The 14,727-nt window shown below is 68.0% G+C and carries 11 protein-coding genes; 2 read left to right on the plus strand and 9 right to left on the minus strand.

Annotation, left to right across the window (positions count from 1 at the left end):
• Positions 1-22: 22 nt before the first annotated feature.
• Positions 23-1,438 carry a discoidin domain-containing protein gene (locus WS51_RS08720; RefSeq protein ID WP_059805485.1) on the minus strand — a complete coding sequence of 472 codons (1,416 nt, stop codon included), beginning with the start codon at positions 1,436-1,438 and terminating at the stop codon, positions 23-25.
• A gap of 285 nt (positions 1,439-1,723) precedes the next feature.
• Between WS51_RS08720 and WS51_RS08725 the strand changes: the two genes are divergently transcribed.
• Together WS51_RS08725 and WS51_RS08730 are read left to right on the plus strand one after the other, a co-directional pair.
• A complete protein-coding gene (locus WS51_RS08725) occupies positions 1,724-3,145 on the plus strand; it encodes an aminotransferase-like domain-containing protein (protein ID WP_069228951.1) in 1,422 nt (473 codons plus the stop codon).
• Positions 3,146-3,153: 8 nt separating this feature from the next.
• Entirely contained in the window at positions 3,154-3,993 is an 840-nt protein-coding gene (locus tag WS51_RS08730; RefSeq protein WP_069228952.1) for an ATP-dependent serine protease, read from the plus strand.
• A gap of 91 nt (positions 3,994-4,084) precedes the next feature.
• Here WS51_RS08730 and fdhA read toward each other — a convergent pair whose 3' ends face one another.
• The 8 genes from fdhA to WS51_RS08770 form a co-directional block, all read right to left on the minus strand.
• Positions 4,085-5,281: a formaldehyde dehydrogenase, glutathione-independent gene (fdhA, locus tag WS51_RS08735; protein ID WP_059451765.1), complete on the minus strand. Its 1,197-nt coding sequence runs from the start codon at positions 5,279-5,281 to the stop codon at positions 4,085-4,087.
• 278 nt (positions 5,282-5,559) lie between these two features.
• Positions 5,560-6,750: an HlyD/EmrA/EmrK family protein gene (locus tag WS51_RS08740; protein ID WP_069228953.1), complete on the minus strand. Its 1,191-nt coding sequence runs from the start codon at positions 6,748-6,750 to the stop codon at positions 5,560-5,562.
• Positions 6,750-8,612 carry an efflux transporter outer membrane subunit gene (locus tag WS51_RS08745; protein WP_069228954.1) on the minus strand — a complete coding sequence of 621 codons (1,863 nt, stop codon included), beginning with the start codon at positions 8,610-8,612 and terminating at the stop codon, positions 6,750-6,752. Before WS51_RS08745 ends, WS51_RS08740 begins: the two co-directional genes overlap by 1 nt.
• 8 nt (positions 8,613-8,620) lie before the next feature.
• Entirely contained in the window at positions 8,621-9,559 is a 939-nt protein-coding gene (locus tag WS51_RS08750; protein ID WP_069228955.1) for a glycosyltransferase family 2 protein, read from the minus strand.
• 10 nt (positions 9,560-9,569) lie between these two features.
• The gene (locus WS51_RS08755) at positions 9,570-11,156 is read right to left on the minus strand and encodes a DHA2 family efflux MFS transporter permease subunit (protein WP_069228956.1); all 1,587 of its coding nucleotides are present in this window, start codon (positions 11,154-11,156) and stop codon (positions 9,570-9,572) included.
• Complete coding sequence (locus WS51_RS08760; RefSeq protein WP_069228957.1) at positions 11,153-12,436, minus strand: glycosyltransferase; 1,284 nt, start codon at positions 12,434-12,436, stop codon at positions 11,153-11,155. The genes WS51_RS08755 and WS51_RS08760 overlap by 4 nt, the downstream gene beginning before the upstream one ends.
• A gap of 17 nt (positions 12,437-12,453) precedes the next feature.
• Positions 12,454-13,023: a methyltransferase family protein gene (locus tag WS51_RS08765; RefSeq protein WP_059451771.1), complete on the minus strand. Its 570-nt coding sequence runs from the start codon at positions 13,021-13,023 to the stop codon at positions 12,454-12,456.
• An 88-nt stretch (positions 13,024-13,111) separates the two neighbouring features.
• A complete protein-coding gene (locus WS51_RS08770) occupies positions 13,112-14,014 on the minus strand; it encodes an alpha/beta fold hydrolase (RefSeq protein ID WP_059544478.1) in 903 nt (300 codons plus the stop codon).
• Between the last annotated feature and the right edge of the window lie 713 nt (positions 14,015-14,727).

The raw sequence follows: 14,727 nt of genomic DNA on the forward strand, positions 1-14,727 counted from the left end.
AAGGCCACCTTTTCGTTGGTGCTTACGATCCCCACACCTGCATCTCGTCGAGCGAGTAACCCCACTGCGTCGCCCGCTTCGTGCCCAGCATCCGCACGTAGCGGCCCTGCGCGTTCAGGTTCGGCAGCGTGACGTGACCGTACGACACGCCGTTGTTCGTCGAATAGACCGTCGTCCAGTTCGCGTTGTCGTTGGACGTCTGGATCTGATAGACGAGCGCGCCGGCGTCCCAGTAGAGATCGACGCTGCTGATCTTCTTCACCGCGCCGAGATCGACCGAAATCCATTGCGGATCGACGCCCGCACCTTCCGGCGAATCCCAGCGCGTGCTCGTCGTGTTGCCGTCGAACGCCTTGTCCGCCGTCAACGACGCGTTGTAGCTCGCCGACGCGGTAGCCGGACGCCCCTGCGACAGCAGCGTCGGCTGCGCGGCGGCCGGGCCGCCGTAGTAGCTCGAGCCGAGCTTCGCCTTGGTGGTGTCGGCGTTCACGCCGAATTGCGACAGGCTCCAGCGCTGGCCGGTCGTCACGTCGCCCACGTACAGCTGGTAGCCGCCCGCCGTCGTCGACGAGAAGAACACGTAGTTCGTGCCGCTCACCGGCGCCGGGTCCGAGTTGTTGCTCATGCAGTCGCTGATCGGCAGCGCGTTCGGCGTCGATGCCGGGTCTGCGGTCTTCGCATAGATCTGGTCGGCACCGCCCGTGTCCTTCCAGCGCGCGTAGAACACCATGCCGTCGCCGCGCACGATCGGGTAGTACGTCTGCAGCCCCGCCGGATGATCGAACACCGCCGTCGCACCGGTCGCAATCGTGCGCTTCATCAAGCCCATGTTCGAGCCGCTGCCCGTCGCGTAATAGACGGCACTCGCGTCCGGCGCGAGGAACGGCATCGAGTATTCGGCGCCGGACGGTGCGTTGGTCAGGCTCACGACCGACGTGAACACCGGGCCCGCGCTCGTGTACGACAGCGTGCCCTGCTTCACGTCGCCGTTCTGCTTGAATACGAGCGTTTTGCCGTCGGCGCTGAATTTCGGATCCTCGTTGCGCGTCGCACCCGTGCTGTTCGTCAGGTTGACCGGCGGCGTGCCGGCGCCGAGCTGCAGCATGAACACGTTCCACGCGCCATTGCTGATGCCCATGAACGCAAGCCACTTGCCGTCGGGGCTGAACACGCCGTTCATCGGATCGGTGATGCCCCAGCTGCTCTTGCTCAACTGCGTGAGCGTGCGGGCCGAAAAGTCATACAGGAACAGCTGGCTCGTGCCGTCGCCGTACTTGACGTAGCTGTGATAGACGAGCTTGCCGGTCAGTGCGGCTGGAAACGACGCGTTGGATTGAGTCGGCGGATTGTTGATGCAGGCTGCTTCGGCGGCGCCGCCGTGCAGCAGGTTGAACGCGAGGCCGACCACGAGGCCCGCGCCGAGGAACTTCGATTTCACGCTGGTTGATTCCGGGTAAGGTAAGGACGCAGCAGATCCGGTCCCGCACACGGTGCGCGAGCGTCACGGATCCGCCGTGGGGGAGCGTGAACACCGTATCGATCACGCGGCGGGAACAAAGCTTGCGAAGAATGCCGGTTTGCTGGTCTGACGAAAAGGCTCAGAGTCGCTCGAAAACGTGCGTATCAGCGCGTTGCGAACGAATCGATTGGGGGCGGGATTGAACGCGGCGGACGCCGTGCTACTCTTTTTTCAGCGACGGCCGTGATCGGCCGGAGGCCAGGCATGAAGCGATATGCGGTGCTCGCACAGACCATTGCCGATTCGATCCGGCGCGGCGACCTGCCGGCAGGCGCGCGCATCCCGACCGTGCGCTCGGCGTGCCGCGCCTACCGTGTAAGTCCTTCCACCGTGTTTCGCGCGTACTACACGCTCGAAAGCGAGGGCCTGATCGTCGCGCGCGCGCGCTCGGGCTATTTCGTCGCGAACGTCGACGACAAGCGCGTGCGCGCCGGTCACGACACACCGCGCAAACCCGCTGTGTCGCAGACCGACGACCACGATGCACTGTTCCGGCTGATCGACTCGCTCAAGCGCGACGACATCGTGCCGCTGGGTTCCGCGTTCGCCAGTTATTCGCTGTTTCCGATGAGCAGCCTGTGGCGATATGCGGCGACGGCGGCCCGCAACATGGATCGCGCGAAACTGCTGGCGGGGCTGCCGCCCGGCAACGAGGCGCTGCGTCGCCAGATTGCGCTGCGTTACCTGAACGCGGGCGCGTCGTTGCCGATGGAAGAAATCGTCATCACGACGGGCGCGGCGGAAGCGCTGACGCTGAGCCTGCAAGCGCTCACGCGCCCGGGCGACATCGTCGCGATCGAACGCCCGGCGTTCCCTGCGGTGCTGCAGGCGGTGCAGCGGCTGCATCTGAAGGCCATCGAGATTCCGGTCGACCCGCGCACCGGCCTCGATCTCGACGCGCTCGCCGAAGCGCTCGACACGCATCCGGTGCGTGCGTGCTGGTTCATGACCTCGTTCCACAACCCGACCGGCGCGACGCTGCCCGACGAGCGCAAGCGCGCGCTGATCGAACTGCTCGCGTCGCGCGAGGTGCCGTTGATCGAGGACGACGTGTTCGGCGAACTCCATTTCGGCCCGACGCCCACGCGCCCCGCGAAGCTGTATGACGACAACGGGCTCGTGCTCCACTGCGGTTCGTTCTCGAAGTGTCTCGCCCCCGGTTTCCGGGTCGGCTGGGTCGCGGCCGGACGTTACGTGAAGCAGATCAGGCAGGTGAAGAACGCGAGCGCGCCGGCGGCCGACGTGCCGGCGCAGATGGCCGTGTCCAGTTACCTGCGCGACGGTGCGTACGACCGCTTCCTGCGCCGGCTGCGGCGCAATCTGGCCGCCCACCAGGCGCAGATGCTCGCGGCAGTCCGCGCGTACTTCCCGGCCGACACGGAGGTCTATGCGCCGCGCGGCGGATATTTTCTGTGGATCGAATTGCCGCCGCACGTGGATGCGATGCAGTTGTTCGGCGACGCAATGGAGAATGGGGTCAGCCTCGCGCCCGGGCCGATCTTTTCGATGACGGGCGCCTTTCACCGCTATGTCCGGTTGAACTATGGCCGGCCGTGGACCCCTGCCGTCGAGGACGCGATGCAGACCATCGGAACGCTCGCGGGACGGCAACAGCAGACGAGGTAGCAACGATCATGCAAGTCCTCCCTAACCGGAAAATCCGCCCGCGCGACACGCTGCGCGGCGCGCTGAACCTGCGTGCCGAGCCGCGTGACACCGTCAGCCAGCGCTGCCGGCAGTGCGGCTTCATGGCGTTCCGCGCCAGCGAGCAGTGCCCCGTCTGCGGACTGGGCGGCTGGCCGTTCGCGCCGCTGCGTCAAGCGCGCGACGAAGCGCCCGCCACGCAGGCCGCGCCCCCGCACGACGCGCAACCCGTCCCGACGTGGTCGTCGCGTGTCGCGGCCGCGGTGCGAAGCGCGGCGGTCCAGCGGCCGCGCCCGTCGAGCGCGCCGCTGCTCAGCATCCTGACCCTCGTGATGCTGGTCGGCGGCTATGTGACGTATGACCGGACGTGCCGGGCAGATCCGGCCTGTCGCGGACCGGGCGCGCCGCGCACGGTGACGGCCGAGGCCAGCCCGCCTTCGGCCGCCCCGCTCACGACGACGCTGCCGGTCGGGCCCGCGCCCGTCCAGGCATTTCATCCGGCCGAGCGCGCGGCAGTCGACGCCGATCGGCTCGCGGACGCCGATGTCGACACCGCGACCGATCGACCGACCACGGCCGCTCAACGCGGCAATGCCGGCACGGCCCGACACGCGGCAGCACGCTCGACGACGACGCTCGCACGGCACGCACCGCCGGTTCACGAACCGAACAACGCGCGCGGCGGCGGCATTCGCGTCGCAGACTGGAAAGGCGGTGCCGCCGCGACGCGGCGCGGGCACGCGATACGCCGCGTAAGCGTGCATACGCATCATCGGCACCGAGCCATGGCGAGCGGAGCCCAATTGGCGATGGTCTATCGCGGCCATTGAGCGCGGCACGTCGCGACTGCAGCCACGCGCACAACGAAAAACGGGCGGCACCGTCTCCGGTACCGCCCGCGTCATGCCGGTCGTTCGTGCGTCAGGCGGCCAGCAAGCCGTGCGGATCGATCACGAATTTGCGCGGCGCGCCGCCGTCGAACTTCTTGTAGCCTTCCGGCGCTTGGTCGAGCGAGATCACTTCGACGTTGACGATCTTCGCGATCGGCAGACGGTCGAACAGGATGGCCTGCATCAGGTTGCGGTTGTACTTGAGCACCGGCGTCTGGCCCGTGAAGAACGAGTGCGACTTCGCCCAGCCGAGACCGAAGCGGATGCTCAGGCTGCCGTGCTGCGCGGCCTTGTCCTTCGCGCCCGGATCGTCCGTCACGTACAGGCCCGGAATGCCGATCGCGCCGGCCGGCCGCGTGATTTCCATCAGCGAGTTCAGCACCGTCGCGGGCGCCTCCTCGGCATGGCCCGACGACCCGTGGCCGTGCGCCTCGAAGCCGACGCAGTCGACCGCGCAGTCGATCTCCGGCACGCCGAGGATCTGCGCGATCTGCTCGCCGAGCGACGCGTCCTTCGACAGGTCGACCGTCTCGAAGCCCATCGCACGTGCGTGCGCGAGGCGTTCCGCGTTCATGTCGCCGACGATCGTCACCGCCGCGCCGAGCAGGCGCGCCGACGCGGCCGCCGCCATGCCGACCGGGCCCGCGCCCGCGATGTAGACCGTCGAGCCCGGCTTCACGCCCGCGCTCACCGCGCCGTGATAACCGGTCGGCAGAATGTCGGACAGGCAGGTCAGGTCGCGAATCTTCGCCATCGCCTGGTCGCGGTCCGGGAATTTCAGCAGGTTGAAGTCGGCGTACGGCACGAGCACGTACTCGGCCTGGCCGCCGATCCAGCCGCCCATGTCGACATAGCCGTAGGCACCGCCGGCACGCGACGGGTTCACGTTCAGGCACACGCCCGTATGCGTGTCCTTGCACATCGCGCAGCGGCCGCAGGCGACGTTGAACGGCACCGACACGAGATCGCCGATCTTCAGCGTTTCGACGTCCGGGCCCACTTCGACCACTTCGCCCGTGATCTCGTGACCGAGGACGAGGCCGATCGGCGCGGTCGTGCGGCCGCGCACCATGTGCTGGTCGGAGCCGCAGATGTTCGTGCTCACCACTTTCAGGATGACACCGTGGCCGATCGCGCGGCCCGTCGGATCGACCATTTTCGGATAATCGATCTTCTGAACTTCGACCTTGCCCGGCCCAAGATAGACGACACCTCGATTGCTGCTCATCGTATTGTCTCCATGTCTCGTTGGATCGCGCTGCCGCGCGCCGGCGGATGCGGCGCTACGCAACGTGCTGTTCGAGAGTAGTCCCGGAGGTGGGGGCGCCGTTGTCTCAAACGCGACACGCGTTTGAACGGTGCCGACATCGATGGCGCAAATGCGAAAGTCGGGCCGGCGGAGGCGGCTGCAGCGCGCAATGGTGGAAGGCGCGGCGCACGTACGCGCGCGACCCGGCCGATCGGCGCGGTCGGCGCGGGCGGCCGTTGCGGCCGGTCGGGCGCGCGTTACGCGCCCTGGTTCTCGCGAATGATCGCGGCGGCAGCCGCTTCCGCGTCGCTCGCGACGCCGTCGTGCATGCGCGTGCTGACGGCCGGCGTCGGCGGCTCGCTGTCGAGCACATGGCCGTCGCGGTTGCGCGTGTCGACCGTCGCACGCATCGACAGCCCGACCCGCAGCGGATGCGCGGCCAGATCGCGGGGATCGATCGCAATCACCACCGGCACGCGTTGCACGACCTTGATCCAGTTGCCGGCCGCGTTCTGCGAAGGCAGCATCGAAAACGCGCTGCCCGTGCCGGCCGAGAAGCCCTGCACGCGGCCGCGATAGGTCACGCGCGAGCCGTAGAGATCCGACACGACCTCGACCGGCTGGCCAACGCGCATGTGACGGATCTGCCCCTCCTTGAAGTTCGCCTCGATCCACAGCCGGTTCAGCTGCACGATCGACATCAACGGCACGCCGGGCCCGACCTGCTGGCCGACCTGCACCGAACGCTGGCCGATCGTGCCGTCGACCGGCGCGACGATCGTCGTGCGCTTCAGGTTGCGGTAAGCGAGCTTGAATTGCGCGGCCGCCTGCACGACGGCCGGGTTTTCGTCGATGGGCAGCCTGGTGCCGAGCGCGCGCGCCGCATCGAGCTGCGCCTGTGCGGCCGCGAGGTTCGCCTGCGCGCCGGCGACTGCCGCGCGGGCCCGCGCGAGCTCTTCCGGCGCGACGATCTCGACCGATGCGCCCGAGCGCGCGGCAAGCGCGCGCTGCGCGAGCGACAGGTCGGCCTGGCGCGCATTCACGGCCTCCACGTACATCGCGTTCGAGATCTTCGCGTTCGCGACCTGCCGCACGGCCTGCGCGAGTTGCGCCTTTGCCTGCGCGAACGCGACGGACGCCTCGGTATCGTCGAGACGCACCAGCGTCTGCCCGGCGCGCACGGCCTGCGTATCGGCGACCAGCACGTCGGTCACGGCGCCCGGAATCTGCGCGGCGACCTGCACGATGCTGCCCGCGACGTATGCGTCGTCGGTGTCCTCGTAATAGCGGTCGCGCAACAGCCAGAAGGCGATCCAGACGAGCGCGGCCAGCAGCACGACCGCGAAGAACAGCGCGAAGCGCTTGCGGCGCGTCGCCCGGCGCGCATCGAGTGCGGGATCGCCCAGTGCGGCCGGCTGCGCCGCGGTATGAAGATTATCGTGGTGCATCAGTCGCTTTGCGTAACGATCAGGCGGTCATGCTGGAACACGGGAATCGGCGCGGGATTCGCCACCGTGCGAACGGGAACGGGAACGCCGCGCGGCGGCGCGGCGGCGGCCGGCGTGCGTGCCGCGTCGTCGCGGCGTGCGGCCCCTGCATTCGATGCGGCGACGACCTGCGGCATGGTCGCGCCCTGCGCACGCATATCGGCCGACGGCTGCGCGATCGACTGGCTCGTGGTCGCGGCGGTGGTCGGTGCGGTCGGTGCGGTCGCAGCTGCCGCGGCGGGCGCGGCAGGCGCAACGGGTGCGGCGCTCGAAGCGCCGCGCTTCGCCGCCCCGCTGCGCGCCCGATGCACGGCCGGCGCCTGCGCGAGCGTCGTGCCCGCGTCGAACCCGCCGCCCAGCGCGCCGATCAATCCGACACGCAGCGTTCGCTGCCGGCCGAGCAACGCGATCATCTGTACGCGCTCGTCGATCAGCGTGAGATCCGCGACATCGACGTCCTTCTGCATCAGCACGCCGCGCCGATGACGGTCGGCCGCAATCTCGACGATCTTTTGCGCGGCCGCGACCGCGTCCTGCTGCTGCGCGACGAGCGTCTGCGACGTACGCAGCGACGTGACGATCTGCGCGACCTGGCCGAGCGCGTCGTCGACGGTCTTGTTGTACAGACCGATCGCGACGTCGGCCTGCGCGACGTCCGCGCCGAGCTTCGCTTTCAGCCGGCCGCGATCGAACACGGGCAGCGAGATCGCCGGGCCGACGGAACCGCCGAGCGCATCGCGCGAGAACAGCGACGCGGGCGTGAGCGCGAACACGCCGCCGAGCGCGACGAGATTCACGTCCGGATAGAACTGCGCGCGTGTCGAATCGGCATTCGCGAACGCGGCTTCGACACGCAGCCGCGCAGCGACGATGTCGGGCCGACGGCCCAGCAGATCAGCCGGCAGCCGCGCGGGCAGCGCGGCGCCGGTCAGCGCGCCGACGCGCGGCCGCTGCAGCGCGAGCCCGCGTTCCGGGCCGCGGCCCGACAGCACGCCGAGCTGCAGTTGCGCGAGCTTGATCTGCTCGTCGTTCAGCGCGATCTGCGCGAGCAGCTTGCTGCGCTTGATCGATGCATCGCTCGCGTCGTACGCGTTGTCGAGCCCGCGCGCGGTACGCTCGCGCAGCACGGTCGTCACGCGCTGGCTGACCTTCAGCTTCTGCTGCAGCAAATCCTGCGTCGCGTATGCCTGGTCGAGCTGGCAGTACACGGTCACGATCGCGACCGCCAGCGCGAGCCGCACCTGCTCCGCCTCGATCCGCGCGGCTTCCCGCAGCGACATCAGGCTCTTCGTGGCCGCGCGGTTCTTGCCCCACAGATCGAGCTGGTAGTTGAGCCCGACGAACACCGACGACGGCGATACGTTCGGATCCCCGAATATCTCCACCGGCACGCGATAGCCGCCGACCGACACGTTCGCGACGTCGTCGCCCGGTTTCGGCATCCGCGCGCGGCTGACCGTTGCGCCGGCCGTGCCCGTGAGCCCCGTCAACGAATCGAACTGCTGAAGCTGAGCCTGCGCGATCCGCAGCCGTGCCTGCGCGACCTGCAGGTCGGGATTGTTCTGCGATGCCTCGGCGACCAGCGCGTCGAGCTGCGGATCCCGCAGTTGCCTGACCCAGTCGGGTGCGGGCCACGCACCGTTCGCGCCAGGGCCGGTCGTTTGCACGAGCGCATCGTCGGCCGGTGCGCGCAACGACAGCGACGGCAGGAAGCCCGTCGGCACGCAGCCGCCCAATGCCATCGCCACGGCCGCCGCACCGATCAATGCACCGCTCTTCACCCGGCGCGCCAGCGTTGCCGCATTGTCTTTCACAAGCCGCATCGCTTCCCTCATCCCTGCTGGACGCGCTGCGCCCGTGCGGCCAGACGCGGCCGTGTGCGCTCGAGCGGACCGAGCCGGCCGAACAGGCCGTCCGCGATGCCGAACAGGATGCCGGCGAGCTTGTCGCGCTTGTCGCGCTCGACGAGCGCGATCTGCACGACCTGCCACACGGTCAGCAGGTTCGGCACGATCGCCACCGGAAAGCGCAGCCCGTACTGCATCCCGAGCTGCACCGCATTGCGCGCGCTGTAGTAGCGCCGTTGCCACGAGTGATTCATCGACGTCATTTCGAAAGGGCCGAACGCGTGACGCTGCTTCGCGCCGATCCGGTGCGGCAGCACCAGCGACGGCACGACGTAGAGCGGCACGTTGCGCGCGAGCGCGCGGAAGCTGTACTCGGTGTCGACGTGATCGATGAACAGCGTCTCGTCGAAGCGGCCGAGCACGTCGAACGCGGCGCGCGACACGACGCAGCCCGACGAGATCAGGAACGCACAGCGCTGCAATCGAGCATCGGGATCGACGCGCAGCCGTCGCAACGCGATTCCGTTGGTCGCCAGCTCGGGCAGGAAGCTGCGTGCGTTCTCGTCGAAGATGCGCGGGCCTGCGAGGAACGCGCGGCCCGCGAGGCCCGAGCACGCGTCGCGCATCGTCGCGAAGTAACCGGCCGGCACCGACGAGTCCTGGTCGAACAGCGCGACCGCGTCGACGCCGTCGCGAAACAGCGTCGCGAGCCCCGCGTTGTACGCGCCCGCGATGCCGCCGCGATTGCCGTGATGCAGCAGCGCGATGCCGTCGCGCGCGCACAGCTCGCGGGCGCGCGCATCGGGCTGCGGCGTGTTGTCGACGACGAGCAGCGCGTCGCACGCGTGCCGCCACGTGGCGAGCGCCGCGAGCTGCGCGGCGGTCGGGTGATACAGGATCACGAGTGCGCCGAGTGTCGTCATGCCGCTCTCCTCAATGTCCGAACGACGCTGCCGCGCCGCGCTTCGGCCGCGTGAGCCACATCATCGCGGCGAGCACGAGACACGTCATGCTCGCCATCCAGAACATGTCGCCCGTCGCCATCATGTACGCCTGCTGCATCACGACCTGGTGCAGCGTCGACAGCTCGCGCACACCGTCCACGCCCATCGCGTTGAGCGTGTGCACGAAGCGCTGCGTGTTCGCCGACGCGTGCGTGACCGATTGCGACACGACGTCGTAGTGATAGGTCGCGCGGTTGTCCCACAGTGTCACGCTCATCGCGGTGCCGAATGCGGCGGACAGCGTGCGCAGGAAGTTCGACAGGCTCGACGCGGCCGCGAGCCGGTCGTCCGGAATGCGCGACAGCGTCGCGGCGGTCAGCGGAATGAAGAAGCACGGCAGCCCGATTCCCTGGATCAGCCCGGGCGCGGCGATCTGCGCGAACGTCATCTTCAGCGTGAAATGCGCGTCCCATGCGAGCACGGCCGCGAACACGAGGAAGCCGAACGTCGCGAGCACGCGCGCGTCGAAACGATGCGCGTGCAAACCGACGAGAATCGAGAACACCAGCGCGAGCACGCCGAGCGACGCGGTGGCGAGCCCCGCGTGAAACGCGTTGTAGCCCATCACCGCCTGCATCCATAGCGGAAACACGACGCCCACCACCGAGAAGCTCATCATGCCGAGCGAGATGATCAACACGCAGAACGAGAACGTACGGTCGCGAAACAGGCTCAGGTCGACGACCGGATGCGCTTCGCCCGCCTCCCAGATCAGCAGCGACACGATCGCGAGGGCCGCGACCACCGCGAGCGTGACGATCAGCGGCGAGTCGAACCAGCCCTTGTCGTGCCCGAGATCGAGCATCGCCTGCAGCGAACCGACGCCGATCACGAGCAGCACGATGCCCGGCACGTCGATCGGGCCGGCCGCGCCGCGCTGCGCATCGGGGCGCAGCATCGCGGTGCAGACCGCGAACGAGAACAGCCCGATCGGCAAATTGATCAGGAAGATCCACGGCCACGAGAAGCTGTCGACGATCCAGCCGCCGACCACCGGCCCGAAGATCGGCGCGAGCAGCACCGTCATCGCCCACAGCGCGAGCGCGACGGTACGCTTGTCCGGCGGGAACGTGCGCAACAGGATCGTCTGCGACAGCGGCACCATCGGCCCCGAGCACAGCCCCTGCAGCGCACGGCAGACCACCAGCACGTGCAGGTCGCGCGCGAGGCCGCAGAGCAGCGACGTCAGCGTGAACAGCAGCACCGCGCCGACGAACAACCGCAACTCGCCGACGCGCCGCGCGAGCCAGCCGGTCAGCGGCACGGCGATCGCGGCCGCGACCGAATACGAGCTGATCACCCACGTGCCCTGGCTGTTCGAGACGCCGAGACTGCCCGAGATAGCTGGGACCGCGACGTTGGTGACGGTCGAGTCGAGCACTTCGATGAAGGTCGCGAGCGACAGCGCGAACGTCAGCAGCGCGAGCCGCGCGCCGCGCACCGGCCGCGCGACGGCTGTCGGTTCGCTCGCGTCGAAGGCGGCGGGCGTGTCCTGAAGCGGCGATGCCGTGCTCATGCGCCCGCCATCGCGACGCCGCGCGGCGTGATTGCGCGCCCGTGGCTCGGCGCGAAGCGCTCGATGTAATCGGCAGCCGTCTCGCAGCCGTCCGGTGCCGCGTGGATCAGCGCACGCGTGCGTTCCGCGTGCACGGAGAATTCCGGTTCATCCAGCACGCGCGCGAGCGCCGCACCGAGACGCACGCCGTCGATCGCACCGTCGACGCGCACGCCGGCGCCGCTTGCCGCGACGCGCTGCGCGTTGTCGAACTGATCGTGAGCGAACGGCGTCACGACCTGCGGAATACCCGCTTCGAACGCGAGTGCCGCCGTGCCGATCCCGCCGTGATGCACGAGCGCGCGGCAACGCGGCAGCAGCGTGCGCATCGGCACGAAGCGGCGCACCAGAAGCCGTTCGCCATCCGAAGCAACATCGTGCGGGCTCAGCAAGATGCCGCGCGCGCCGGTGGCATGCAGCGCGCCCGCGACCGCGCGCGCATACGCGGCGTGATCGACCAGCGTCGACCCGGCGGTGAAGACCACCGGCGGCTCGCCGGCCGAGAGAAACGCATCGAGCGCACGATCTTCGTCGACGGTCGCGATGTCGTTGAACAACGGAAAGCCGCTTTGCAGAACGCGCGCCGGCCAGTCGCGCTGTGCCGGGGCGAACCAGTCGGGAAACAGGCACAGCACGCCGTCCGTCGAATGCAGCCAGCGTCCGAGCACGCGCCGCGCGGGTGCGAGCCCGAGGTCGCGACGCACCGCGTCGAGCGCCGGCCCGCACACGCGGTCGAGCACCTGTCGCTCGATCAGCGTCATCAGCGCCGCCTTCACCGGCAGCGGCCAGCGCGCCGGAATCGTCAGGCGCGGATGCGTCGGCGGCACGTGCGCGGACAGCAGCGTGGACGGCGACACCTGCACCGATACGTACGGCGTGCCGTGCAATTCCTGCATGAAGCGCGCCGAAAAGGCCCACAACGTGCCGACCAGCACGGTGTCGCGATCGGTCAGCGCGCGCAGCGTGTCGTAGTGCGGACGCAGCACCGGCGCGATCACCTGCCACAGCGTGCGGAACGACGTGCGCGGATTCCACAGCGCCGGGTTCGCCATCGCGGCCTCGTACTCGGCCGCGGTGCCGACCGGCACGAACGTGAAGCCGCAGCGGCGCACGGCGGCCTCGAACGGCGGATGCGTGCAGAACACGACGTCGTGGCCGCGCATCGCGAGCGCGCGCGCGACGCCGAGCAGCGGATGCACGTCGCCCGCCGAGCCGATCGCGGTCACGATCACCTTCGCCATCGCGCGCCTCGCGGGAGTCAGTAGAAGCCGGGGATCAGCGCCGCGACTTCGCGGCGGTACTGCGTATACGCCTGCCCGAAATAGCCGGTGAGCCAGCTTTCCTCGACGCGCACCTTGTACGCGAGCGACGCGAACACGAGCGCGACGCCGAGCGCACCGCGCCATTCGCCGCCGATCAACGCGGCGCCGGCCAGCGCGATCAGGCAGCCGGTGTAGATCGGATGGCGCACGAGGCCGTACGGGCCGGTACGAACGAGTTCGTGGTTTTCCTTCAGCGTGACGGACACGCTCCAGTTCGTGCCGAGATGCAGCCGCGCCCACACGGAGAACAGCAGCCCCGCGACGAGCACCGCGAGCCCGCATTGCGCCTGCAGGCCGAAGCGCTGCCAGTCGGGTACGAGTGCCTGCCACGACGGATCGGGCAGGATGATCAGCGCGCCGCCGACGATCAGCGGAATCGACTGCAGCGTGCGCGAGCGCGACGCCTCCTTGCGCACGGTCGTCTTCACGGCCTGCGACGTCGCGATCCAGTAGACGAGCCATGCGGCCCAGGGAACGACGATGGCGATGGTCTGAACGATATTCACGGCTGGCCTGCCTCGTGTGGAAGAGAATTCGAATGTGCCCCGCGCGGATGTGCCCGGCGTGGATGCGCCCGGCGCGCGACGTGCCGGGTCATGACGACAGCGCCGCCATCGGCGCGGACACGCACGCGTGCGCGGCACCGAGCGCGATGCCGGTGGCGACGGGCGGCGTGTCGCAGAAGAAGTCGAGCAGCGTCGCGCGCGTGGATTCGCGCTGCGCGCGGCCTTCGATGTCGAGGAAATGGCCGGCGTCGGGAATCGTCGCGAAGCGCGCGCGCGACACATGCGCGGCAAGCTGGCGGACGTCGGCCGGCGTCGTGTATTCGTCGCGCTCGCCGTTCACGAACAGCAGCTCGCAACCGATGTTCGAAAACTCGCTCAGGTAGCGCTCCGGCTGCAGTGCCAGGATCTGGTCGACATGGAACGCGACCTGATCCTGCTCGTCGCGCGGCAGGCGCGTCAGATACCGGTAGTTGTACAGCTTCATGATGCGCGGCAAGTAACGGCCGACCGTATCGTTCAGCAGCTGCGCGGCCTTCAGGTTCTCGCCGGCCGCGATGTGGTCGCGGGCACGCGTCACGTAGTCGACCATCGCGTCGTTCAGGAACGGCGAGAACGAGCAGATCGCCGCGCGCCGCACGCTCGGGCATCCGCGCGCGAGCGCGAACAGCGACGCGACGCCGCCCCACGACACCGATACGAGGAACGCCGGTGCGAAGCGTTCGACCAGATACTGGAGGATCGCGGCCTCGTCGTCCTTGGTCAGGATGAAGCAGCCCGGGTTGTGCTGGCGCGACTGCCCCGCATACGGCAGGTCGAAGCAGATCGTGTTCATCCGCTCGCCGAGATACTGGACGGTCTGCCCGAACGACGCGGTCGTCGCGAGCGCGCCGTTGACGAGCATCGCCGTGTCGAAAGACGGATCGAACACGTTCCGTTCGACGTAGACCTTCAGACCATTCGGTAGCGGGACCACGTGTTTTTCGGTCGGCATCGTCGTTCTCCGGTGGATGCGGCGTCTCGGCGTCGCGGCATGCTGCAGGTGCGCAATGGCGGGCGCCGGCCCTGTCGCGATCATTCGCCGCGCCCATTGCCGACGCACCGCGGGAAAAATCCGCGGCGCCGATTAATTCCTGATGGTGCGGCGCCATACTAATACGGGCAATATTACTTACTCAAGTCATTCCAACGATTCCCTCTACTCCGCCGAGAATTCTTCCAATTCAAATATTTTTGGCCGTTTTTATGGTATGCGGAATCGACTTTCGGTCGCTGGCAATCGTTTGCGAGTCCGTCGTCACACATTCAAAAGCGCAGCGTATTCCGTTTATATTCAATGATTTATCTAGTTTCAATCGATTGCTTGAAACGAATCTCCGAAAATTACTGACGACCGCAAGCGGAACCGGGATTCTCGGAGCACCGGAAATTTCACACAGATCCACATTCTTTCGATGCGTAATAAATCGAATCCGGAAATGCTCGCGACCATTGCACCGCTTTATCGGAGAATGTTTTAAACAAACTTAAAATTATTTAACCTCCTTTCAATTCGTTTTTCCGCACCTGCACAATCGCGATAGCGGACATCGAGCGCGGCCCCGGGCGTCGCCGTCATCTCCAGACCCCGTTTTTTTATTGATTGAACGGTCAATAAAAAAACGCTAAGCTGTCGGCTTCCAGGAACGGCCCGTCCGGGCAAAGGGA

This window comes from Burkholderia territorii (assembly GCF_001718335.1).
In the GTDB taxonomy this organism is placed as follows: domain Bacteria; phylum Pseudomonadota; class Gammaproteobacteria; order Burkholderiales; family Burkholderiaceae; genus Burkholderia; species Burkholderia territorii.

What these genes read in the sequence shown, in the direction of transcription:
- WS51_RS08770 (WP_059544478.1), bottom strand. Translation starts at nt 14,014, where the DNA reads ATGCCGACCGAAAAACACGTGGTCCCGCTACCGAATGGTCTGAAGGTC.
- WS51_RS08725 (WP_069228951.1), top strand. Translation starts at nt 1,724, where the DNA reads ATGAAGCGATATGCGGTGCTCGCACAGACCATTGCCGATTCGATCCGG.
- WS51_RS08745 (WP_069228954.1), bottom strand. Translation starts at nt 8,612, where the DNA reads ATGCGGCTTGTGAAAGACAATGCGGCAACGCTGGCGCGCCGGGTGAAG.
- WS51_RS08760 (WP_069228957.1), bottom strand. Translation starts at nt 12,436, where the DNA reads ATGGCGAAGGTGATCGTGACCGCGATCGGCTCGGCGGGCGACGTGCAT.
- WS51_RS08740 (WP_069228953.1), bottom strand. Translation starts at nt 6,750, where the DNA reads ATGCACCACGATAATCTTCATACCGCGGCGCAGCCGGCCGCACTGGGC.
- fdhA (WP_059451765.1), bottom strand. Translation starts at nt 5,281, where the DNA reads ATGAGCAGCAATCGAGGTGTCGTCTATCTTGGGCCGGGCAAGGTCGAA.
- WS51_RS08755 (WP_069228956.1), bottom strand. Translation starts at nt 11,156, where the DNA reads ATGAGCACGGCATCGCCGCTTCAGGACACGCCCGCCGCCTTCGACGCG.
- WS51_RS08750 (WP_069228955.1), bottom strand. Translation starts at nt 9,559, where the DNA reads ATGACGACACTCGGCGCACTCGTGATCCTGTATCACCCGACCGCCGCG.
- WS51_RS08730 (WP_069228952.1), top strand. Translation starts at nt 3,154, where the DNA reads ATGCAAGTCCTCCCTAACCGGAAAATCCGCCCGCGCGACACGCTGCGC.